We start from the raw sequence: 20937 nt of genomic DNA, 5'->3' as shown, positions 1-20937 counted from the left end.
CCGGCGCGGCTACCCGGGCCGGCGGGCGGGAAACCCGAGGATGGCGTCGGTGGCCGGGTGGGCTCCGCCGACGAACGCGTCGAGGTCCGGGCCGTGCAGCACCCCGTCGGGCACCGGGTCGGCGGCCACCCGGGTGGCGAGCCGGCGCACCGGGAGTCGGCCAGGGCGGTGCGCGGCGGCCAGCACCACGTTGCCGTACCGGCGGCCGCGCAGCATCCGCCGGTCAGCGACCAGGCAGACGTCGGCGAAGACCGCGCGCAGGGTGGCCACCTGCACCCGGGTGAAGACCAGCGGCGGCAGATCCGTGACGTTGACCAGGTAGACGCCGTCGGGACGTAGCGCCCGGGCGACCTCGGCGACGAACTCGACGCCGGCCACGTGCCCGGGCATCCGCGCCGCCCGGTAGATGTCGGCCAGCACCAGGTCGTACGCGTCCGCCGCCGACGCGGTGGCCGCGTCCCGTGCGTCGGCGACCTCGACCACCGCCTCCGGGACCGGCGGCAGCTCCTCGGCGACCAGCCGTACCACCGCGGCGTCGCGTTCGACGACCCGTTGCGCGGAGCCGGGGCGGGTGGCCGCCACGTACCGGGGCAGGGTCAGCGCGCCGCCGCCCAGGTGCAGGACGGCACGGGGCAGCCCCGGCGGCGCGGCCAGGTCGACCAGGGTCGCCATCCGCCGGACGTACTCGAAGTGCAGGTGGCGGGGGTCGGCGACGTCCACGTACGACTGGGCGACGCCCCCGGCGAGCAGCGTGCGCCCGGTCCGGCGGGCCGGGTCGACGACCAGCTCCAGCCGGTCGTCCGCCTCGCTGTCCATGCCGGCACGCTAGCTGTGGTGCGAGGGTGGTCCATGATCGGGTGAGGTTCTCCGTCACTCGCGACGGCGTGTCGTGTCGGTTGTCGCTACCCGATCATGGCGATCGCGCGTCCCCGTGCTGGGCCGGCGGGCGCACCGCCCACCGGCCCGGCCTCCGGTCGGCTCACCAGATGCCCGCGCCGACCTCCTCGATCGCGTCGTCGACCTGGTGGGCCAGGTCCACGTCGGCGGCGGTCACCGCGTCGGCGTTGCGGCTGCGGACGGTCAGCACCGCGCTGTCGGAATCGGGGCGACCGATCTGCGGTCCGCGGCCGGTGTCCACCCGGAGCTGGTCGAGCCGGTCGAGCACCCGGTCCAGGTTGCCCGGCGGCAGCTCGATGGTCCGCACCAGCGACTGGCGGTCGCTGGACCAGTAGGGCAGGTCCGCCAGGGCGTCCCGCAGCTCCGCCTCGGTCAGCGGTGCGGCGGCGGTGCGCGGGCCGACCAGCCCGCCGCCGGGTTCCGTCGGCGTGAGCAGGTCACGCAGCCCGTCCGGCACGTCCAGCGACTCGATCAGGTCGCCGTCGTGGTCGGCCAGCGCGGCCAGGGTCGCCTCTGCCTGGTAGCGGGCCTGTTCCGGGGTGCGCCCGCTGATCCGACCCACCTCCGCCAGGAAGCCCGGCAGGTCCTGGTGCCGTTCGATGCCGTCGACCGGCACCACGTCGTGCAACTTCACTGGGACGGCCTGGAGCAGCCGCTGCCGCTCGGCCTCGTCCAGCGCCCACGCCAGCGTCAGCACCGTGGCCTCGGCACCCACCTTGGCAGTACGGAAGTCCACCCCCGCGCGCCGGCTGACCTCATCGACCAGTTCGCGGTAGCCCATCGGCTGCACGCGGCTGTCCTGCCCCGAGTCGGGCAGGGGTCGGGTCGCGGTGGCCACCGCCGTCGGCGGCGGCGCCGGACCGCCCCGGGTGCTGTCCGGCTTGTGCCGGCCGGCCGGCGGCGGACCGGACCGTCGACCCCGGTCCAGGCTGGTGATCTGCTTCGACGCGCTCAGGCTGGTGCCGGTCTCGCTCGGCTGTCGACCCTGCCGGCGCGCGTCGCGGGCCAGGGCCCGGCGGCGCTGGTTGTCGCCCTCCATCTGCTTGCGCATGGTGGCACCTCGCTCCTGTCGGGGTTCGCCTCGTCCGCCGTCGCGTTCCCACCGCCCGGCGGAAGGTAACGGGCCGAACCCGGTCAGCGGGTTCACTCGCCGGGGGTGAGGGCCGCTCACCCGCCCCGGCCGCACGATCGGGGCGGACCGGAGGTCTTCCGAGGAACGCGGAAGGGAAGGTCGTCATGAAGAGGATCGTCGAGATCGTCCCCGCCCGACCCGGCTGGTACTCCCGGTGGCAGGTCGGCCCGGAGGCCACCCGCTGCTACCCGGTGAGCCTGTGGGCACTGGTCGAGGAGACCGACGGTTCCGGCCGCGAGGTGGTGGGCATGGACTGCGCCGGCCAGTGGCCCGGATCGGACGTCAACGAGGTCGGTGGGGACTTTGTCCGGTACCTGTTCCAGACGCCCGATTCCGGTCCCCCGGAGGACGCCGAACCACCGTCGCCGACCGACCTGCGCGAGGACGGGCCGCGCCTGCAACCGGCCGTGGCCACCTAGACCATCCTCCCGGCCCCCGACCCCTGGTCCCAGGGTCGGGGGCCACCCCGACCGGGAGGGCTCCCTCAGCCCGCCTCGCGCACCTCGTCGCCGACGGCGGGCGGGTGCTCCACCGCCAGCAGCTCGGCGAGCCCGGTGCGGTCCAGCAAGTGCTGAAGCTGCGGGTTGACGCCCGCCAGCCGGACCGGACCGGCCCCGCCACGGCCGATCACCACGAAGGCGCTGAGCCCGGAGGAGTCGCAGAGGGCGACGCCGGCGACGTCGATCAGCAGCTCCCGGTGACCGTCGGCGCGGGCCTGGGCGGCCACGGCGATCAGCTCCGGCGCGCTGTCGAAGTCGAGGTCACCGGTCAGCCGTAGCCGGGCGCCGCCGGCGTCGAGCCGGGTCACCTCGATGGACAACAGCTGACTGGGCCTGCACCCATGTCCCAGCTTCGCGCGATCGGGAAACGCCCGGGGCTCAGGCGGAGGCCGTCCGGCGGGGCAGCTCGGCTGCGGCGGGCTCGGTCCGGGCGGTGGGCAGCGGCCGGGCCAGCAGACCGGTGACGCCGGTCATGTCGAGGATGGTGTCCAGGAAACGTGGGGTGGCGCGCAGCCGGATGGCCGTGCCGACCTGCTGCCCCTCGCGCCACGCGTGGACGATCACGGACAGCCCGGTGCTGTCGATGAAGAGCAGGTCGGCGAAGTCCAGCACGAGGACCGGGGGACGCTCGGCGAGGGCCCGGTCGACCTCGGCGCGCAACGGCCCGGACGTGGTGAAGGCGAGGTCGCCGCCGACGGAGATGACGGGAGCCGCCGGGTCGGAGTGGTCGACGGCCAGGCTCAGCGAGGTGGCCTCGGGTTTCCTCCCGTGGGGCACGCGATCACGCCTTTCCGCAAGGGCTGCCGGTGGGGCAGGTGCTTCTGCCGGATCGTAACAACACCCGTCCGGCTCCGCCGCCGCTGCGGATCGAGGTCCCGCCCCGGCCGTGGGGTGGCGGTACCGGCGCACCGGCGTAGGGTGGGGCGCAGAGATTGGAACATACCCGCTGTTTCCGCCGGACCGTGGGTGTCGACACGAGGAGTGGGGCTCAGCTGGTGACTGCTGCCGACGTCAGGGGCTCGGACCCGGGCGACGGACGGATCCCCAGGCCGAGTGCCCCTCGGGCTCCGGCGCGGTCGTCCGACGTCGCCGGCCGACCCGGGTTGGCGCTGCCACCGCTCTCGCCCGACCGTGGCCACCCCGAGCCGGACTGGTCGGAGGTGATCGAGCACTTCCGCGAGGGTCTGATCGTCTGCGACGCCGACGGCGTGGTGCGGCATCTCAGTCCCGTCGCCGAGCGGCTGCTGCCCGAGGTGGTCCCCGGCCGGGCGCTGGCCGCCGCCGGCGTGGCCGCGCTCACCACCGGTGACGCCGGCGAGTTCGGCCACCGCGGCCGCCGGCTGCGGGTCCGCCAGGTGCCGCTCTCCGGGGCCCGGAGCTGTCACTACGTCGAGGACGTCACCGACAGCGTCAGCCGTGCCGACGCGCTGCTCGCCGAGCGGGCCCGCTCCGCATTCCTGGCGGTCGTCGGCGAGAAGCTCGGCAATCCGTTGCATCCCGACCGGGCCGCCGCCGCCGTGGTGCGGCTGACCGTGCCCACCCTGGCCGAGGTCGCCGTCCTGGTGCTCGCGCCCCGGGCCGGTCGAGCCCGCTGGTGGCGGGCGACCCGGGGCGAGGACGAGTCGGCGGCCGTGGACAGCGGCATGTTGTCCGCCACCGCCCTGCCGACAGCGATCGCCGAGGGGCTCTGCGGCACCGAGCCGCACGCGGTCGACTGGCTGGTCGAGCAGGCGGTGGAGGCCGGCTGGCTGCCGGGGCTGGAGGCCCGCGAGGCCGCCGCCCAGGTGGTCCCGCTGCCGGGCCGGGACGCCCCGGCCGGCGTGCTGCTGGTCGCCCGCCGCGCCACCCGCTGGTACGACGAGGACGACCTCGAGCTGGTCCGCGCCTTCGCCGCCCGGGCCGGTGCCGCGCTCACCACGGCGGTGCTCTACCGCGACCAGGCCGAGGTGGCCGACACGCTCCAGGCCAGCCTGTTGCCGGTCGAGCCGGTGACCGTCGCCGGCGTGCAGTGGGGCACGGCGTACCGGCCGGCGCAGGCGAGCCTGCGCATCGGCGGTGACTTCTACGGCTCGCACCGGCTCCCCGACGGCGGTTCCGTGTTCTTCCTCGGCGACGTCTCCGGCAAAGGGGTGGAGGCGGCCGTCTTCACCGGCCAGCTGCGCCAGTGCCTGCAGGCGCTGCACCGGGTCGAGTCGCACCCCGGCCGGTTGCTGAAGCTGCTCAACGACGCGCTGCTGGAGACCACCCTGGCGCACGGCCAGGGGCGGTTCGCCACCATGGTGCTCGGCGTCGTCCGCCCGCACCGCGACGGCGGCCTCACCCTGACCATGGCCGGTGGCGGCCACCTGCCGCCGCTGGTGCTGCGCGCCTGCGGTGAGGTCGAGACGGTGCCGCTGAGCGGCATGCTCATCGGCGTGGTGCCGGACCCGCGCATCGGCGGGGTGACCGTCCGGCTCGCCCCGGGCGAGACCTGCCTGCTCTACAGCGACGGGGTGACCGAGGCGCGCGGCGGCCGGCGCGGCGACGAGCAGTTCGGCCAGGATCGGCTGGTGACCGCGGTGACCGGCTGCCACCGGGTGCCGGCGCCCGCGCTGGCCGAGCGGGTCGAGCAGGTCACCTGCGACTGGCTGGCCCAGGGCGACCACGACGACATTGCGGTGCTGGCGCTGCGCGCCACCGGCCCCGGCGGGCGTCCGCCGCGGCACCTGCACGCCGTACCCGAGGTGGGCCGGCCCGGCGAGGAGAGGGAGACCCGTTCGTGACCGCCCCCACCACCCAGGCCGATCCGGCCCGGGCGTACCCCGAGTTCCTGGACGCGCTGGCGGAGGCGGACGAGTACGGCGCCGTCGACGTGGCGGTCCGGCTGCTCGACGCCGGGGTGCCGGCCGAGCGGGTGCTGCTCGACCTGGTCGCGCCCGCGCAGTCCGAGGTGGGGGAGCGGTGGGCGCGCAATGAGTGGAGCGTCGCCCAGGAGCACGCGGCGACCCACATCAGCGAGCGGGTGGTGGCCGCCGTGGCGGCGCACGCCAACCCGCGCCCGACTCGGGGGCGGGTGGTGGTGGCCTGCATGGACGGCGAGTGGCACGCCCTGCCGCCCCGGCTGGTGGCGGAGGTGCTGCGGCTGCGCGGCTGGCAGGTGACCTTCCTCGGGGCGAGCGTGCCCGCCGCGCACCTGGTGTCGTACCTGCACCGGCACGACGCGCACGCGGTCGCCCTGGCCTGCGCGCTGCCGATGCGGCTGCCGTACGCGCACCGGATGATCGAGGCCTGCCGCCGGTCGGACGTACCGGTGGTGGTGGGCGGGCGCGGCTTCGGCGACGACGGCCGCTGGGCCCGCACCCTCGGTGTCGCCTTTGCGCCGGACGCGCCGAGCGCGGCCGACCTGGTCGCCGACGAGCGGGCGCTGCGCCGGGTCCGCCCGGCCGAGCTGCCGCACCTCGCCGACGACGAGTACGCCAGCCTGGTGAAGCGGCGCGGTGAGCTGATCGATTCCGCGCTGGCCGACCTGCGCGAGCGGGTGCCGTCGGTCCACGGCTACACCCCCGCCCAGCTCGACTCCACGATCAGCGACCTCGGGTACATCGTGGATTTCCTGGCCGCGGCCCTGTACGTCGACGACAGCTCGCTCTTCACCGACTTCGTCGGCTGGCTGGTGGAGATCCTGACCAGCCGTGGGGTGCCGGCCGGCGCGGTCGGGCTGACCCTCGGCCACTACCACCGGCAGCTGCGCGACTTTCCCCGCGCGGCGCGGTTCCTGGCGCTGGGGGAGAGGGTCCTCTCCGCGCCCGGCGACGCCGCCCGGCGCTGATCGCGGCGGTGCCGGGCACCCTGCGTATACTTGCTCCACTGCAAGGGTTGGCCTGCGGTGCGAGCGAGAGGGACGACGTTGACGTTCACCGTCACGCACAGCCCGCGGGCTGGTGGTGGTGTGTTCCTGCGGCTCGTCGGCGAGCTGGACATGAGCACCGTCGGTCAGCTCAACGAGACGATCGACCGGCTGGCCGCCGACGGCGCCCGTCAACTGCTGCTCGACCTCGCGGACCTGACCTTCTGCGACTCCACCGGCATCGCCGCGTTCGTCCGGGGGGACAATCGGGCCGCCGCCGACGGCGGGTGGCTGCGGCTGACCGGGGCCACCGGCCGGGTGGACCGGGTGCTCCAGGTAACCGGGCTCGCGGACGTGTTGGCGTACCAACCGGACATGGCGGACCCGGCGTCGCAGGACGCCCCCTGATCGGCTAGATTTCCCCGCCAGCGGGTGACCGTGCGGTCCCCATAGCCCGAGATGAGACAGGTACACCATGGGCCAAGGCGCCGCGAACCCCGTCCGTATCCTCGTCGTGGACGACGACCCGGGTGACGTGCTGATGATCGAGGAGGCCCTGGAGGACTCCGAGATCGAGAAGGTCATCGACGTGGTCAGCGACGGCCAGGAGGCGATGGAGTTCCTCCGCCGGGAGGGCCGGCACACCGAGGCCCGCCGCCCGGACGTGATCCTGCTCGACCTGAACATGCCCCGGATGGACGGCCGTCAGGTGCTCGGCGAGGTCAAGCAGGACGAGGACCTGCGGACCATCCCGATCGTGGTGCTCACCACCTCGAACGCGGACACCGACATCGTCGGCAGCTACACGCTGCAGGCCAACGCGTACGTGACCAAGCCGATCGACCTGGACGACTTCAACGACGTGGTCCGCCGCATCGACGAGTTCTTCGGTCGGGTGGTCGTGCTCCCCAAGCGTTCCTGACCCACCCGGTGGCCCCCGCCCCGGGCCGGCGCTCAGTTGCTGAACATTTTTCCCGAACATCCTCGGCGCCGGACGGCAGCCGCGAGGATCGAACCTGGGGAAAGACGTACCAGCTGCCTGGGGGGCGACAGTATGAGGTTCTCCGTCGTTGAGACCGGCTACGACCAGCGGCAGGTCGATTCCTGCCTCGACGAGCTGGGAGTCCGGTTGACCCGGCTCGCGGCGCGGGCGGAGGTCGCCGCCGGCGCGGGTCGGGAGTGGGACCAGATCCGGCAGGAGGCGACCCTGCTGCGCGGCCTGGTCGACCGCCAGGGTTCGCCGACGGACGACGCCGCGGCGGCGGCCCGCCGCGCCGCCTCGGCGGTCGAGCGGGAGGCCGCCGAGATCCTGGCACAGGCCCGCGGCGAGCTCGACGCCGCGCGCGAGGAGGCCCGGCAGCTCCGCGAGCGGGTGTACGCCGAGGCGGTGCAGGCCCGCCGCGAGTTCGAGGCGGCGCTGCACGAGCGGCGGCGTCGGGAGGCCCGGGTGGACCAGCTCCTCGCCGGGATGGCGGCCGACGCGGTGCCGGCCGACACGCCCACCGCCGCCGCGTCCACGAGTGGTGTGCCCGCGACCCGGTCGGCCGCCGGCGCGCCCGAGGTGTCGGCGCAGCGGCCCGAGCCGGGCACCCGGGTGGCCTGAGCGCGCCGACTCAGCTCAGGTCAGCGCCGCCACCACCGTGGTCGCCCGCTGCTCGTGCCGGGCGTACGCGTCGGGGAAGGCCGAGACCTGCACGGCCTGCGCGGCGGCGGTCACGCTCATCTCCCGCCAGCCGGGCACCTCGGCCAGCGCCGTGTAGAACGCCCGGGCCGCGTACGCGGGACGCATCAGCTGGGCCACCGTGCCCCACCCGCTGCTCGGGCGCTGCTGGAACAGCCCGACCGAGTCGTGGTCGGAGCCGCTGCCCTGGTGCGGATAGTCGTACGACTCGGGCAGCACGTCGCTGGCCAGGTTGTAGAGGTTGCTCTCCTGCATCGCGGTGGCGATGGCGACGACCAGGCCGCGCCGGGGCACCTGCAGCTGCACGCCGACGTCCACGATCACCTTGGCGTTGTCCATCTGCGCCTGGGTGAGGCCGGCGACCGGCCGGGGCCGCCGGGGCTTGGCCGGCTTCTTCGGCTTCGGCGTGGCCTGCCGGATGGCCGACGGGCTGGGGCTGGCCGTGGGGATCGGCGTGACCGGGACGGCGATCGGTGAGGCGCCCCGGTCCAGCGATCGGGAGGCGCGGTCGGCGGCCTCGGCCCGGTCCGCCAGCACCTCGCTGACCGGGGTCCCGCGCGGGGCGGGGTCGTGCGCGCCGGCGAACGCCACCAGCCCGAGGCAGCAGGTCACGCCCCCGGCCAGGGCGACCCGGGCCGGGGTGGAGGCCAGTACGGCGCGCGCTCCGCGTCGGGGTGGCTCCGGGGCGCGGTGTCGGCCGATCCGCCGTTCGCCCGATGCGCCATCGACCGTACGGGTATGCGGTCGGGTTCCGGGCGGCTGCTGCTGGGGGGAGTCGTCGGCAAGCACCCGACGAGGCTAGAGAGCCCACCGCCGCTTGCCATCGGGGTCATTGGTGGCATGCGCCACAATTTGCGATGATCCGACCGGGCATTACCGGCGGTCGGTCAGGAACAGCGCCGACCTCGCCAGTCCTACTTATCCTTGATGTCGGAAAGAACCGGAGGAATCCGGCGCGACACGACCGCGCGGGCCCGAGCAACGGCCCTCCGCCGTTCGGGCGACGGCTGCCGGCCGTACCGCCGACCCACCGGCCCACCGCCCGGCGGACGCCCAGGTCACCGGCGGTCGAGGTGTTGTCGCCGCCGCCCCGGCGGCGGCTCGGTACGATTCGGACGGTGACCGACAGCATGATCGACGAGCCCGTCCGCGGTGCCGCCCACCGCCCCGGTGACCGGCGCGGACTCGTCCTGATGCTGCTCGCCGTGCTGCTGGCGGCGGTGCTGGCCGGCCACCGCGCGGTGCCCAACGTGCGCGGCCTGGGCAGCCTGCTCGACAGCGTGACACCGCTGCTCGGCCTCGGGGTGCCGGTGCTCGCCCTGGCCGCACTGCTGCGCCGCTCCCGGCGGGCACTGGTGGCCGTCGCGCTCCCGGCGGCCGTCTGGGCGCTGATGTACGGCGGCGTCTGGCTGCCGCCGGCCGCCGGCAGCGGTCCGGCCGGCATCCGGGTGGCCAGCCAGAACCTGCGCGCGGGCAATCCCGACCCCGCCGGCACGGTCGCCCCGCTCGCCGAGGCCGGGGTCGACCTCATCGCGCTCCAGGAGGTCGACGACGCCGGCCGGCTCGCCGCCGACCTGCGGCAGCGCTACCCGCACCGCGCGTCGGTCTCCACCGTCGCGCTGTGGAGCCGCTACCCCATCCGGGACTCCGCCGGAGTGGACACCGGGCTGGGCTGGACCCGCGCGCTGCGGGCCGTCGTCGCCACCCCGCGGGGCGACCTCACGGTCTACGTGGTGCACCTCGGATCGGCCCGGGCCGGCGATACCGCCACCCGGGACGAGACCGTCCGCACCCTGGCCGGGGCGGTGCGCGCCGACCGCGCCGACCGGCTGCTGGTGCTCGGGGACCTGAACACCGCCACCACCGACCGGGTCTTCGACCCGCTGACCCGCCTGCTGGGCGACGCCCAGGCCGACGCCGGCCGGGGCTTCGGCTTCACCTGGCCCTCGTCGGTGCCGGTCACCCGGCCCGACCACGTGCTCTACCGCGGCCTCACGCCCACCACGGCCGACGTGCTGCGCACGCCGGACTCCGACCACCGGGCGGTGACCGCCGGCTTCCGCTGGTGACTCAACGCCGCCCGTCGGCGGGCGTCACGGTCAACCGGTGCCGGCTGGCGTCGCCGCTCGAGAAGGGCCAGATCCGGTCGGCGTACTCGACCAGGTCGGCCAGCTGCTCGCGGGTCAGGCCCACCGACGAGATGGAGGCGTGCACGTCCGCCCGGTAGCGCCCGTCGTCGTCGCGGCCCAGCTTCGCCTCGGCGGTCACCTGCACGGTGTGCGCCTCGTCGGTGATCTCGCCGGCCGCCTCCACCGCCGCGTGGTGCAGGCAGGACGCGAACGCGGCGGCCAGCAGCTGCTCCGGCGTCAGGCCCGTGCAGTGCGGCGCGAGTGGGGACGCCAGCGCCGTGGACCAGCCGCCGTCGTCGGTGCGTACGTGGCCGCCCGAGGCGGTCGCGGTGGCCTCGTTCAGCCAGGAACTGGGATCCGGCATCGCGTTCCTCCCGTCAGTCACCGGCCCGGGTTCCCGGACTCGATCGGGTGAAACGCCGGTCAGGCCGACCCGGTGCGGGACCAGTCGTCGAGTGCGACCGCCTCCGTCGCCTCCGTCGCGGCGCGCTCGGTCCACTCGGAGACCGGGGCGGGACGGGGCCGGGGCACCGACGCCAGCATCGGCACGTACACCCGGGCGTCCACCACCTCGGCCAGCAGCAGCGCGGCCATCAGGCTGGTCGGCCGGCGGGACGGGTCGTCGGCGAGGCACTGGCGGCACAGCTCGGCCACCTCCGGCGGCAACCCCTCGATCGGGGGCAGCGGTTCCGCCGCCACCCGTCGCCGGGCACCGACCAGCTGGGTGGCGGTCGTCCCCGCCGCGTACGGCAGGCGGCCGGTGAGACAGTAGTAGAGGAGCACGCCGAGGGCGTACATGTCGGCCGCCGGGGTTGCCGGCTTCCGGTCGAACTGCTCGGGGGCCAGGTACGCCGGGGTGCCCACCACCATGCCGTCCGGGCTGTGGTCGGGCGCGCCGGCCGGCGTGGCGATGCCGAAGTCGAGGACCTTCACCCCGGACGGGGTGAGCATGACGTTGGCCGGCTTCACGTCGCGGTGCACGATGCCGTGCGCGTGCGCGGCGGCCAGCGCGGCCGCCACCTCCGCGCAGACCCGGACCGCGATCCGCCAGTCCAGCGGCCCGGCACGCAGGTGCGCGGCGAGCGTCTCGCCCTCGGCCAGTTCCATCACGATGTACGGCGCCTCGCGGCCGGGCAGCGTGGTCGAGGTGCCGAAGTCGTGCACGCTCGCCACGTTGGGGTGCACCAGCCGGGCGGCGTTGCGCGCCTCGGCGCGGATCCGCTCGACCGAGGTCTCTTCGCCCTGCTGCTCGGGGGACATCAGCTTCACCGCGACCGGCCGGTCCAGCACCAGGTCGTGCGCGCGCCATACCTCGGACATCCCGCCCAAGCCGATGCGCTGTGCGAGCTGGTACCGCCCGGCCAGCGTCCTCATCGACCAGCTCCTGCCTGTTTCGTGCCGCCTGCCCGGTGTGGCTGCGCTCCTTCGGAGCCGGTACCCGCGCTCCCAGCAGGGCAAACCCGTGGGCGGGTCGGCCCGGAGCGGGCTCGGGGCCACCGCCGGTGCGGTAGCTTGCCAGCCAGGGGGTCCGGCGTCCGGCGTACCGGCCGCGACGCCTGCTCGGCACCGACCCGGTGCGCCGGCGGACGGAGGGGACGCGGATGGGCGAGGTGACCGTGCGCTTCGTCGGCGGGCCGGCCCACGACGTGGTCCGGGAGGTGCCCGCCGATCCGGGCGGCGAGCCGCCGGAGCGGTGGATCATGCGGCACCCCGACGCCGAGCCGCCGCCGGGTGGCGGCGGTCCGGACCACCTCTACGCGCGGGACCGGCCCGACGGCAGCGGGGTCTGGACGATGCGGTTCGTGCGCACCTATCCGGTGGGGGCGAGCGAGTGACCGGTCACCGGCGCGCCGGGCGGTCGCCGACCAACGGGGCCGGTGCGCGGGGCGCGAGCCACACCGCGACGCACTGACCCGCCAACCAGTCCGGCCCGGCGGATCCCCGCACCCAGCGCGGCGATCGCGAGCATCGCCGCCCGGGTCGCGTCCGGCGCGGCCCCGGTCACCGCCCCGCGACCAGGTCCCGCAGCAGCGGGCCGACCGGCACCGGCCGCCCCGCCGCCCGGTGCGCCCGGGCCAGCTCGTCCTCGGCGCGGCGCAGCCCGGCCAGCAACCGGACCAGCGTCCGCCGCGCCTGGGGCAGCGCGGCCCGGTCGGTCACCGCGACCCGCGCCACCCGCCCTCGGTACGCCCAGCGGACCTCCTCGACCTCCATGGCCCGAGCCTGCCGTCGCAGCCTGGATCCGACGTGGGCCGGGCCTGTGCCCGCGCTGTGCGGCCCGACCCGGCGGCCGCTTCGCCCGGCGGGCCGGTTCGCCCGGCGCGACGTTGCCCGGCCCGGTACGGTCGAGCCGACCCGTGTCGGCGCGCACAGCCCACGCACAGGATGCGCACAGGGCAGCGCCAGGCACGGCGCCCACGATGGGGGCATGGTGATGGACGGGCAGGCAGCGCAGCAGCGGATCGAACTCCGTCGGCCCGACGGCGAGCCGGTCCGGGTCCTGGTGGTCGACGACGAGGCGACCCTGACCGACCTGCTGTCGATGGCGCTGCGCTACGAGGGCTGGCAGGTGCGCAGCGCCGGCAACGGGATGGCCGCGTTGAGCACGGCCCGGCAGTTCCAGCCGGACGCCGTGGTCCTCGACGTGATGCTGCCCGACCTGGACGGCTTCCAGGTGCTGCGCCGGCTGCGCGAGCAGACCCCGACCGTGCCGGTGCTCTTCCTGACCGCCCGCGACGCCGTCGAGGAGCGGATCGCCGGGCTGACCGTCGGCGGCGACGACTACGTCACCAAGCCGTTCAGCCTGGAGGAGGTCATCGCCCGGCTGCGCGCGCTGCTGCGCCGCTCCGGCTTCGCCGTGGCCGCCCGCGAGGACGCCGTGCTCACCGTCGGTGACCTCAGCCTCGACGAGGACAGCCACGAGGTGCGCCGGGGCGGCGAGCTGATCACCCTGACCGCCACCGAGTTCGAGCTGCTGCGCTACCTGATGCGCAACCCGCGGCGGGTGCTGAGCAAGGCGCAGATCCTGGATCGGGTCTGGAACTACGACTTCGGCGGGCAGGCCAACGTCGTGGAGCTCTACATCTCGTACCTGCGGAAGAAGATCGATGCCGGCCGGGCGCCGATGATCCACACGCTGCGCGGCGCGGGGTATGTCCTCAAGCCCGCGGAGTGACCCTGGCGGCCGGCTGCGCTCCTGGCTGGCCGGGCGGTCCCTGCGGAGCCGCCTGGTCGCCGCGGTGGTGGCGCTGCTCGCCCTGGTCAGCATCGCCATCGGTGGCCTGACCACGGTGGCGCTGCGGCACTTCCTGATCGCCCAGGTCGACAACCAGATCACCGCCGACGACCGCCGGCAGCAGGGGCTCCCGCCCTGGTACCGGCAGTTCGCCGAGCGGCAGCGGGCGAACGACCAGCGGGCGCCCGAGCCGCCGCCCGGCTTCCCACCCGACTCGATCGCGGTCAAGGTCGTCGACGGTGGTGTCGCGTCCGCGCGGATCCGCAGCAGCTCCGGGCCGACGGAGGCCCTCCCGGCCGCCGACGTGTCGGCGCTGACCCGGATTCCGACCGACGGGCGGCCGCGCAGCGTCGACCTGGGCGGGCTGGGCGACTACCGGGCGGTGGCCCGGCAGGCGCCCGACGGTGACGTGCTGGTCTTCGCCATCCCGCTGGCCGGGGTGCAGGAGACCGTCTGGTGGATGATCGCCGCCCAGGCGGGCGTCGCCGCCGCCGGCCTGCTGGTCGCCGGCGCCCTGGGCGCGCTGATCGTGCGGGCCACGCTGCGCCCGCTGAACCGGGTCGCCGCCACCGCCGCCCGGGTGACCGAGCTGCCGCTGGACCGCGGCGAGGTGGCCCTGTCGGTGCGGGTGCCCGAGAGCGACACCGACCCGCGTACCGAGGTCGGGCAGGTGGGGGCGGCGCTGAACCGGATGCTGGGGCACGTCGCCGCCGCGCTCGCCGCGCGGCAGGCCAGCGAGACCCGGGTACGCCAGTTCGTCGCCGACGCCAGCCACGAGCTGCGTACGCCGCTGGCCGCGATCCGCGGCTACGCCGAGGTGGCCCGGCGCGGGCGGGACCGGGTGCCGCCGGACGTGGCGCACGCGCTGCGCCGGGTGGAGTCGGCCAGCACCCGGATGACCAGCCTCGTCGACGACCTGCTGCTGCTGGCCCGGCTGGACTCCGGCCGGCCGCTGGCGGCGGAGCCGGTCGACCTGACCGCGCTGATCGTCGACGCGGTCAGCGACGCGCACGTCGCCGGACCGGAGCACCGCTGGCAGCTCGACCTGCCCGACGAAGCGCTCGACGTGCCGGGCGACGCCGTCCGGCTGCATCAGGTGGTGGCGAACCTGCTGGCCAACGCCCAGGTGCACACCCCGCCGGGCACCACGGTGACCACCCGGCTGGCCCGTACCCCCGACGGCGTGCAGATCAGCGTCGCCGACGACGGGCCCGGCATCCCGCCCGAGCTGCAGGGCGAGGTCTTCGAACGGTTCGCCCGCGGCGACAGCTCCCGGTCGCGGGAGCACGGCAGCACCGGCCTCGGCCTGGCGATCGTGGCGGCGGTGGTGGAGGCGCACCACGGGTCCGTCGAGGTCGAGAGCCGGCCGGGTCACACCGTCTTCCGGGTGCTGCTGCCGGCTTCCAGAGCCGAGGCATAGCCCGGTCACGGGGCCGGGCCAACCGGCCTCACCAGGCTTGCCGGCATGGACAGTCCTCCTGCTGCGCCTGGCCATGCCCCACCGCCGGCCGGCGCCCGGGGTCAGGGATTGAGGGCGGCGGCGAGGACCTCGACGAGGCGGCGCGCGTACCGCCCGTCGGGGTCCCCGTCGGCGTCGAGGTCGGCGACGCTCATCCCCAGCAGGCGTCCGGAGCGCACCAGCGGCGTGGTCAGCGCGAGCAGGTCGGCCCAGTCCAGGCCATCGGGCTCGGGGTACGTCACGGCCGGCAGCACCCGCGGGTCGAGCACGTCGACGTCCAGGTGCAGCCAGGCCGGCCCGGCGCCCTCCGCCGCCAGTTCGCGGCCGACCGCCCCGGCTCCCCGTCGCCGCAGCTCCGCCGCCGGCAGCCGGGGGATCCGCGGGTCCACCCGGTCGGCCTCCCGGCGGGCCTCCTCGTCGCGCGGCGGGCGGTGGCCGACCAGCCGGACCAGCTCCGGCGCCACCAGCGGCGCCGCCCGGTCGAAGAGGTCCGGGCCGTGGCCGGTGAGGATGGACAGCTCCATGTCGGCGCCCTCCCCGGTCGCCGAGCCGAACCCGTCGTAGAAGTCCGGGTGACCGTCCAGGAACCACAGCCCGCTGCCGGGCGGCAGGGCGAGGAAGACGCCGAGCAGGAGGGTGCAGTCCCCGCCCAGGACCAGCGGGTGCCGGCTGGCGGCGCGGACCGCCGCCACCTGCGCGGCGATCGCCCGACTGGCCCGGCGGACCTGCTCTGCCCCGATCAGCCCGGTCGCCGGATCCCGGGTGGCATCGTCGATCCGGGCGTCGACCGCTCCGCCGTCGTCGGCGCCCAGCGCGGCCAGCAGGCCGGCGGCCCGCAGCGCGCCGGGGCCGCGTTCCTCACCCCGGCTCCGGCCGGAGGAGTCCAGCGCCGCGTCCAGCACCGTCCATCGCACAGGCGCAGGTTAGCCCCGACGTGGCAGGCTGGGTGCGATGTACCGGGAACGTCGGGCGGCTCTGCGGGGCGCCGTGCTCTGGGCCGCCGTCAGCGAGGGCGCGGCCACCCGGGTGCTGCCGGACGGCTGTCTCGATCTGCTCTGGTCCAGCCGGTCCGGCCTGCTGGTGGCCGGGCCGGACCGCACGGCGTACCTGAGCGTCGCGGCGCCGGGGGAGCGGTGGCTGGGGCTGCGGCTGCCGCCGGGCACCGGCCCGGCGGTCTTCGGCGTCCCCGCCGACGAGCTGCGGGACCGCCGGGTGCCGCTCGACGCGCTCTGGGGCCGCGCGGCGGCCGAGGTCGCCGAGCGGCTGGGGGACCGGCCGACCGGGGCCGCGCTGGAGGCGGTCGCCGCCGCCCGGCTGGCCGCCGCCGGCGGTCCCGACCCGCTCGGCGCGCGGGTCGCCGCCCTGCTCGCCGCCGGCGCCACCGTCACCGCAGCCGCCGCCGAGGTCGGCCTCGGCCCGCGCGTTCTGCACCGGCGCAGCCAGGCCCTCTTCGGGTACGGCCCGAAGACCCTCGCCCGCATCCTGCGGATGCGTCGCGCCCTCGCGCTGGCCCGCACCGGCGTCGGGCTGGCCGAGGTGGCCGCGCGCAGCGGGTACGCCGACCAGGCGCACCTCACCCGCGACGTGCGCGAGCTGGCCGGCGTCCCCCCGACGACCGTGCTGCGGAGCTGACCCGCCGGCGGTCGTCTGTACGGTCGTGCAGGGCTGACCCGGCCGCGGGACTGGTCCTCCAGCGGTGACGGTCAGCCGGGCAGCGGGGCGTACAGGTCGACGCCGTTGCCGTCCGGGTCGTGCAGCACCGCGTACCGCTGGCCCCAGAAGGCGTCCCAGGGCGGCAGCTCGCCGTGGAAGCCGGCGCCGGTCAGCTCCGCCCAGTAGCGGTCCACCTCGGCCGGGTCGGCGCAGCGGAAGGCGAGGTTGACCCGGGGGCTGCCGGTCGGCGGCGTCCACCCCGGGTGGAAGGTGCGGACCATCGTCACCGCGTCCCAGGCCAGCCGCAGGCCCCCGGGGAGGGTGACCTCCACGTGGTCCTCCGCGTCCGCCTCGGGCGGGATGGCCAGTCCCAGCCGCCGGTAGAAGTCGAGACTGCGGGCCATGTCGGCGACGGCCATGCCGACCAGATCCAGGTGAAGTGCCATGGCGACACGCTAGGCCCGCAGCGGGGTCGGGGTCTTGAACGGAACGGACGGGGTCGCAGTGGTCGGTGTGGGCCGCACGACCGCCTCCGGCGGCGTACCGTGACCAAGGAACAAGTCCGGCCTTATGGGTGGAAAAGCCGCATCTCGGCGTGCCCGCAGCGCCGGCCCACACGAGGGCGAGGGAAGGGAGCGGTCGGTGATTCACCTGGCCTACCTGGACGCGGGATCCGGCAGCCTGATCGTGCAGGCGGTGGTCGGCGGGGTCGCGGGGGCGGCCGTCGCCGCCAAGCTCTACTGGCGCCGGCTGGTCGACCGGTTCCGCCGGCAGCCCACCGACCGCGGCTGAGCAGGGTCCACCCCCGATGGCGGTCCCCGACACCGGGATCCGGGTCGAGCCCGGCTCCTTCCGCGACCCGGCCAACCGGGTCTTCCACGCCGGCGACGAGGTGCTGCGCGGGCTCGGCCCCGACGGCGCCCGTGACTGGCGGGCGCTCTCCGGCAGCGCCTTCTTCGCCGAGCTGCTCGCCGAGGGCAAGATCTGCGGCACCGAGCCGGTCGACGCGACCCGGTTGCCGGGCTGGACGGCGGTGCTGCGGCACGAGCGGATCCCGTTCGTCTCCCACCCGTACGAGTGGTCGTTCGCGATGCTGCGCGACGCGGCGCTGCTGCACCTGGAGATCCTGCGCCGGGCGCTGTCCGCCGGCTTCACCACCAAGGACGGGTCGGCCTACAACCTGCAGTGGCGCGGCGCCAGCCCGGTCTTCATCGACGTGGGCTCCTTCGCGCCGCTCGCCGAGGCCGAGCCGTGGGCCGGCTACCGGCAGTTCTGCCAGACCCTGCTCTACCCGCTGCTGCTCCAGGCCCACCTCGGCCTGGACTTCCAGCCCTGGTTGCGGGCCCGCGTCGACGGCATCGAGCCGGACCAGATGCGCCGCCTGTTCCGGGGCGCCCGCCGGCTGCTGCCCGGCGTGCCGACCCACGTGCACCTGCACGGCGCCATGCAGGGCCGCAACGCCCGGGCCAGCACCACCGACGTCCGGGCCCAACTGAAGGCCGCCGGCTACTCCCGCGACCTGGCCCTGGCCACCGTACGCGGCATCGACCGGCTGATCCGCCGCTTGGACCGGCGCGACGAGGGCAGCCACTGGGTCGACTACCAGCGCACCTGTAGCTACACCGTGCGGGACCGGGAGGAGAAGGAGGGCTTCGTCGAGGCGGCGGTGGCCGCCGCCCCGGCCGGGCTGGTGCTCGACCTCGGCGCCAACGACGGCCGGTACGCCCGGATCGCCGCCCGGCACGCCGCGCAGGTGGTCGCCGTCGAGCAGGACCCGGCCGTGGTGGACACCCTCTACCGGGCCCTGCGCGCCGAGGGCGAACACCGGATCCTGCCGCTGGTGATGGACCTGGCCGACCCTTCGCCCGGGGGCGGCTGGCGGGGTGTGGAGCGGGCCAGCTTCGGCGACCGGGCCCGGGCCGACGTGGTGCTCGCCCTGGCCGTCGCGCACCACCTGGCCATCGGCGGCAACGTGCCGCTGCCCGAGGTGCTCGACCAGCTCGTCGCGTACGCCCGGCCCGGCGGCCGGCTGGTGGTCGAGTTCGTCCACCCCGAGGACCCGATGGCCCGCCGGCTGCTGGCCAACAAGCCGGACGGGATCTTCCCCGACTACCGGCGTGACGAGTTCGAGCGGCTGCTGGCGGCGCGCTGTCGGGTCGAGCGGCAGCGGGAACTGCCCTGCGGCACCCGCACGCTCTACCAGGCGGTGGTGGGTGGCTGACCCGGTCCTCGCGCCGCCGGCCGACCGGCGTGACCCCGGGCCGCCACCCGCGTCAACCCCGGCCACCGTTGGCCGGTGGCGTGCCGAGCTGGGCCGGCTGCTGGAGGTGGCGGCCCTGCTCGGCCTGGTGGTCACCCAGCCCCTGCTCGACGTGCTCGGGCGCAGCCCCGACTTCTTCCTGTTCCACCGCGCCGCCCCGCGCGACGTGCTGCTGCTGGTGGCGCTGATCGCGGTGCTGCCCACGCTCGCCGTCGCCCTGCTCGGGCTGGCCACCGGGCTGGCCGGCGGGCGGGTCCGGCGGGGCGCGCACCTCGCGATCGTCGGGCTGCTGCTGGCCGCGCTCGCGGTGCAGGTGGGCCGGCACGGCACGCCGCTGCGGGGCGTACCGCTGCTGCTGGCCGCCGTGCTGCTCGGCGGCGCCGCAGCGGCGGCGTACGCCCGGTGGGGCGGGTTGGGGCGGGTGCTGCGGGTCGCCGCGATCGGGCCGCCGGTCTTCGTCGCGCTCTTCCTCTTCGCCTCGCCCGCCTCGGCGGTCGTGCTGCCCCGGGCGCACGGCGGCGCGGCAGGGGTGGCCGGGCCGGGGGAGCACCCGCCGGTCGTCATGATCGTCCTCGACGAGCTGCCGCTGGTCTCCCTGCTCGGCCCGGACGGCCGGATCGACGCCGCGGCCTACCCGCACTTCGCCGAGCTGGCGGCCGGGTCGACCTGGTACCGAAACGCCACCGGGGTCAGCGGCTGGACGCCGTACGCGCTGCCGGCGATGCTCACCGGCCGCTACCCGGCGCAGCCGCTCCCCCCGCACTACTCGCAGTACCCGGACAACCTGTTCACCGCCCTCGGCGGCCTGTACGACGTCCGCGCCCAGGAGAGCATCACCCGGCTCTGCCCGCCCAGTCGCTGTGACCAGCCGACCGACCCGGAGCAGGGGCTCGGCGTGCTGGTCCGGGAGAGCGGCAAGCTGCTGCGGCAGGTCGCCGCGCCGGTGGACAGCCGGATCGACCCGGAGGAGTCGTACCGGGAGCGGACCCGCGCCGAGGCCGGCGTGAACGCCGCCGAGCCGGTCCCGGCCGACCCGAGGTTCCGCTTCGACAGCCTGGACGACAACCAGCCGGCCCGGTTCACCAGCTTCCTGGCCGGCCTGCGCCCGTCGTCCCGGCCCACGCTGCACTTCCTGCACCTGCTGATGCCCCACGCACCCTGGACGTTCCTGCCCTCCGGGGCGCGCTACGCCGCACCCGAGGATCTGCCCAACGACGGCACCGGCTGGGTCGAGCTGGCCCGGGCCCGGCATCTGGCCCAGCTGCGCTACACCGACCGGCTGGTCGGCGAGACCCTGCGCACGCTGCGCGCCTCCGGCCTCTGGGACAAGGCGCTGATCCTGCTCACCGCCGACCACGGGGTGAGCTTCACCCGGGACTGGCAGGGTCGGGGGCTGGACGCGATCGACCACGCGGCCGGCGAGGTGGCCTGGGTGCCGATGTTCGTCCGCACCCCCGGGCAGCGGGCCGGCCGGGTCGACGACCGCAACTGGGAGCACGTCGACCTGCTGCCCACCATCGCCGACGAGGCGCACGTCCGGATCCCCTGGCGGGTCGACGGGCGCTCCGCCCGCCAGGCCCCGCGCCAGAGCGCCGAGAAGCACTTCTACGACCGGCCGGGCCAGCCGCTGACCCTGCGCGGCGGGGTGCCCACCCGGCCGCCGGACCCGGCGCCGCACCCGCTGCTCGGCACCCAGGTCGGCGACCGGCCGACCGGCGGGACGGCCACCGTGGCGAACCGGGCGGCGTTCGAGCGCGTCGACCCGGCCGCCGGCGAGCTGCCGGCGCTGGTCTGGGGGACCGTGCCCCGGCAGGTGCCCGACGGCACGCTGCTCGCGGTGGCGGTCAACGGCCGCGTCGGCGCGGTCGTGCCGGTGGTGCCGCGGGACAAGGGGGGCCGCCGCTTCGCCGCCCTGCTCCCCGACGACCACCTCTACCGCGCCGGGGCCAACCGGCTCGACCTCTACCGGGTCGGTGCCGACGGCGACCTGCGCCGGCTCACCCTGTCGTAGCTTCGTCCCCGGCGTCCGTCATCGTCGGGCTCGCCCGCGCTCACCAGGGTTTCCCAGCCGTAAGGCCGGGAATCGGGTGACGCATACCTCACCACCGAACCACGGGCGGCGGTACCCCGGGGACCGTGATTACGGTAAAAGCGAAGGCAATTCA

At 75.7% G+C, this 20937-nt stretch carries 24 protein-coding genes; 14 read left to right on the top strand and 10 right to left on the bottom strand.

Features of this window, described 5'->3' with window-relative positions:
- Positions 1–9: 9 nt before the first annotated feature.
- On the bottom strand, positions 10–816 hold the full coding sequence (locus tag ACTMTB_RS22655; protein ID WP_441148256.1) for a spermidine synthase: 807 nt from the start codon (positions 814–816) through the stop codon (positions 10–12).
- A 163-nt stretch (positions 817–979) separates the two neighbouring features.
- Positions 980–1948, bottom strand: a complete 969-nt coding sequence (locus tag ACTMTB_RS22650; RefSeq protein WP_441148255.1) for a DUF2267 domain-containing protein — start codon at positions 1946–1948, stop codon at positions 980–982.
- 185 nt (positions 1949–2133) lie between these two features.
- Here ACTMTB_RS22650 and ACTMTB_RS22645 point away from each other — a divergent pair, with 185 nt between their 5' ends.
- On the top strand, positions 2134–2448 hold the full coding sequence (locus ACTMTB_RS22645) for a hypothetical protein (protein WP_357614779.1): 315 nt from the start codon (positions 2134–2136) through the stop codon (positions 2446–2448).
- A 65-nt stretch (positions 2449–2513) separates the two neighbouring features.
- Here ACTMTB_RS22645 and ACTMTB_RS22640 read toward each other — a convergent pair whose 3' ends face one another.
- Positions 2514–2849: an STAS domain-containing protein gene (locus ACTMTB_RS22640; protein ID WP_441148254.1), complete on the bottom strand. Its 336-nt coding sequence runs from the start codon at positions 2847–2849 to the stop codon at positions 2514–2516.
- Positions 2850–2907: 58 nt separating this feature from the next.
- A complete protein-coding gene (locus ACTMTB_RS22635; protein ID WP_441148253.1) occupies positions 2908–3306 on the bottom strand; it encodes an STAS domain-containing protein in 399 nt (132 codons plus the stop codon).
- Between the two features lie 218 nt (positions 3307–3524).
- On the opposite strand from ACTMTB_RS22635, the gene ACTMTB_RS22630 reads away from it, so the two are divergent.
- From ACTMTB_RS22630 to ACTMTB_RS22610, 5 genes are all read left to right on the top strand, one after another.
- Positions 3525–5291: a SpoIIE family protein phosphatase gene (locus ACTMTB_RS22630; RefSeq protein ID WP_441148252.1), complete on the top strand. Its 1767-nt coding sequence runs from the start codon at positions 3525–3527 to the stop codon at positions 5289–5291.
- On the top strand, positions 5288–6337 hold the full coding sequence (locus ACTMTB_RS22625; protein ID WP_441148251.1) for a cobalamin B12-binding domain-containing protein: 1050 nt from the start codon (positions 5288–5290) through the stop codon (positions 6335–6337). Before ACTMTB_RS22630 ends, ACTMTB_RS22625 begins: the two co-directional genes overlap by 4 nt.
- Positions 6338–6457: 120 nt before the next feature.
- On the top strand, positions 6458–6763 hold the full coding sequence (locus tag ACTMTB_RS22620; RefSeq protein WP_441148250.1) for an STAS domain-containing protein: 306 nt from the start codon (positions 6458–6460) through the stop codon (positions 6761–6763).
- A 67-nt stretch (positions 6764–6830) separates the two neighbouring features.
- Positions 6831–7277, top strand: a complete 447-nt coding sequence (locus tag ACTMTB_RS22615) for a response regulator (RefSeq protein ID WP_154937697.1) — start codon at positions 6831–6833, stop codon at positions 7275–7277.
- A 132-nt stretch (positions 7278–7409) separates the two neighbouring features.
- A complete protein-coding gene (locus ACTMTB_RS22610; RefSeq protein WP_441148249.1) occupies positions 7410–7958 on the top strand; it encodes an ATPase in 549 nt (182 codons plus the stop codon).
- 15 nt (positions 7959–7973) lie between these two features.
- On the opposite strand, the gene ACTMTB_RS22605 is transcribed toward ACTMTB_RS22610, so the two are convergent.
- The gene (locus ACTMTB_RS22605) at positions 7974–8825 is read right to left on the bottom strand and encodes a hypothetical protein (protein WP_441148248.1); all 852 of its coding nucleotides are present in this window, start codon (positions 8823–8825) and stop codon (positions 7974–7976) included.
- Between the two features lie 329 nt (positions 8826–9154).
- On the opposite strand from ACTMTB_RS22605, the gene ACTMTB_RS22600 reads away from it, so the two are divergent.
- Complete coding sequence (locus tag ACTMTB_RS22600; protein ID WP_441148247.1) at positions 9155–10105, top strand: endonuclease/exonuclease/phosphatase family protein; 951 nt, start codon at positions 9155–9157, stop codon at positions 10103–10105.
- 1 nt (position 10106) lies between these two features.
- Here ACTMTB_RS22600 and ACTMTB_RS22595 read toward each other — a convergent pair whose 3' ends face one another.
- Both ACTMTB_RS22595 and ACTMTB_RS22590 read right to left on the bottom strand, forming a co-directional pair.
- Positions 10107–10529, bottom strand: a complete 423-nt coding sequence (locus tag ACTMTB_RS22595; protein ID WP_088962435.1) for an OsmC family protein — start codon at positions 10527–10529, stop codon at positions 10107–10109.
- A gap of 59 nt (positions 10530–10588) precedes the next feature.
- The gene (locus ACTMTB_RS22590; protein WP_154937691.1) at positions 10589–11539 is read right to left on the bottom strand and encodes a serine/threonine-protein kinase; all 951 of its coding nucleotides are present in this window, start codon (positions 11537–11539) and stop codon (positions 10589–10591) included.
- Between the two features lie 227 nt (positions 11540–11766).
- Here ACTMTB_RS22590 and ACTMTB_RS22585 point away from each other — a divergent pair, with 227 nt between their 5' ends.
- The gene (locus ACTMTB_RS22585; RefSeq protein WP_210777775.1) at positions 11767–12000 is read left to right on the top strand and encodes a hypothetical protein; all 234 of its coding nucleotides are present in this window, start codon (positions 11767–11769) and stop codon (positions 11998–12000) included.
- Between the two features lie 166 nt (positions 12001–12166).
- On the opposite strand, the gene ACTMTB_RS22580 is transcribed toward ACTMTB_RS22585, so the two are convergent.
- Positions 12167–12379 carry a hypothetical protein gene (locus ACTMTB_RS22580; protein WP_441148246.1) on the bottom strand — a complete coding sequence of 71 codons (213 nt, stop codon included), beginning with the start codon at positions 12377–12379 and terminating at the stop codon, positions 12167–12169.
- 220 nt (positions 12380–12599) lie between these two features.
- Between ACTMTB_RS22580 and ACTMTB_RS22575 the strand changes: the two genes are divergently transcribed.
- Positions 12600–13340: a response regulator transcription factor gene (locus ACTMTB_RS22575; RefSeq protein WP_441148366.1), complete on the top strand. Its 741-nt coding sequence runs from the start codon at positions 12600–12602 to the stop codon at positions 13338–13340.
- Positions 13318–14820, top strand: a complete 1503-nt coding sequence (locus tag ACTMTB_RS22570) for a HAMP domain-containing sensor histidine kinase (RefSeq protein ID WP_441148245.1) — start codon at positions 13318–13320, stop codon at positions 14818–14820. The genes ACTMTB_RS22575 and ACTMTB_RS22570 overlap by 23 nt, the downstream gene beginning before the upstream one ends.
- Positions 14821–14921: 101 nt before the next feature.
- Here the strand turns inward: ACTMTB_RS22570 and ACTMTB_RS22565 are convergent, their stop codons facing one another.
- Positions 14922–15773 carry an arginase family protein gene (locus tag ACTMTB_RS22565; RefSeq protein WP_441148244.1) on the bottom strand — a complete coding sequence of 284 codons (852 nt, stop codon included), beginning with the start codon at positions 15771–15773 and terminating at the stop codon, positions 14922–14924.
- 37 nt (positions 15774–15810) lie between these two features.
- Here ACTMTB_RS22565 and ACTMTB_RS22560 point away from each other — a divergent pair, with 37 nt between their 5' ends.
- Complete coding sequence (locus tag ACTMTB_RS22560) at positions 15811–16491, top strand: helix-turn-helix domain-containing protein (RefSeq protein WP_441148243.1); 681 nt, start codon at positions 15811–15813, stop codon at positions 16489–16491.
- Positions 16492–16562: 71 nt separating this feature from the next.
- On the opposite strand, the gene ACTMTB_RS22555 is transcribed toward ACTMTB_RS22560, so the two are convergent.
- A complete protein-coding gene (locus tag ACTMTB_RS22555) occupies positions 16563–16958 on the bottom strand; it encodes a VOC family protein (protein WP_280837645.1) in 396 nt (131 codons plus the stop codon).
- 196 nt (positions 16959–17154) lie between these two features.
- Between ACTMTB_RS22555 and ACTMTB_RS22550 the strand changes: the two genes are divergently transcribed.
- From ACTMTB_RS22550 to ACTMTB_RS22540, 3 genes are read left to right on the top strand one after another with little or no spacing between them, the layout of a single operon-like run.
- On the top strand, positions 17155–17304 hold the full coding sequence (locus ACTMTB_RS22550) for a hypothetical protein (protein ID WP_170285311.1): 150 nt from the start codon (positions 17155–17157) through the stop codon (positions 17302–17304).
- Between the two features lie 16 nt (positions 17305–17320).
- Positions 17321–18733 carry a class I SAM-dependent methyltransferase gene (locus tag ACTMTB_RS22545; RefSeq protein ID WP_441148242.1) on the top strand — a complete coding sequence of 471 codons (1413 nt, stop codon included), beginning with the start codon at positions 17321–17323 and terminating at the stop codon, positions 18731–18733.
- Complete coding sequence (locus ACTMTB_RS22540; RefSeq protein WP_441148241.1) at positions 18726–20783, top strand: sulfatase-like hydrolase/transferase; 2058 nt, start codon at positions 18726–18728, stop codon at positions 20781–20783. Before ACTMTB_RS22545 ends, ACTMTB_RS22540 begins: the two co-directional genes overlap by 8 nt.
- The last annotated feature ends 154 nt before the right edge of the window (positions 20784–20937 follow it).

It is taken from the genome of Micromonospora sp. L32, from assembly GCF_052068055.1.
GTDB lineage: Bacteria > Actinomycetota > Actinomycetes > Mycobacteriales > Micromonosporaceae > Micromonospora > Micromonospora purpureochromogenes.
Note: the sequence above shows the minus strand (reverse complement) of the source record. Positions and strands in the feature narration are given on the sequence as shown.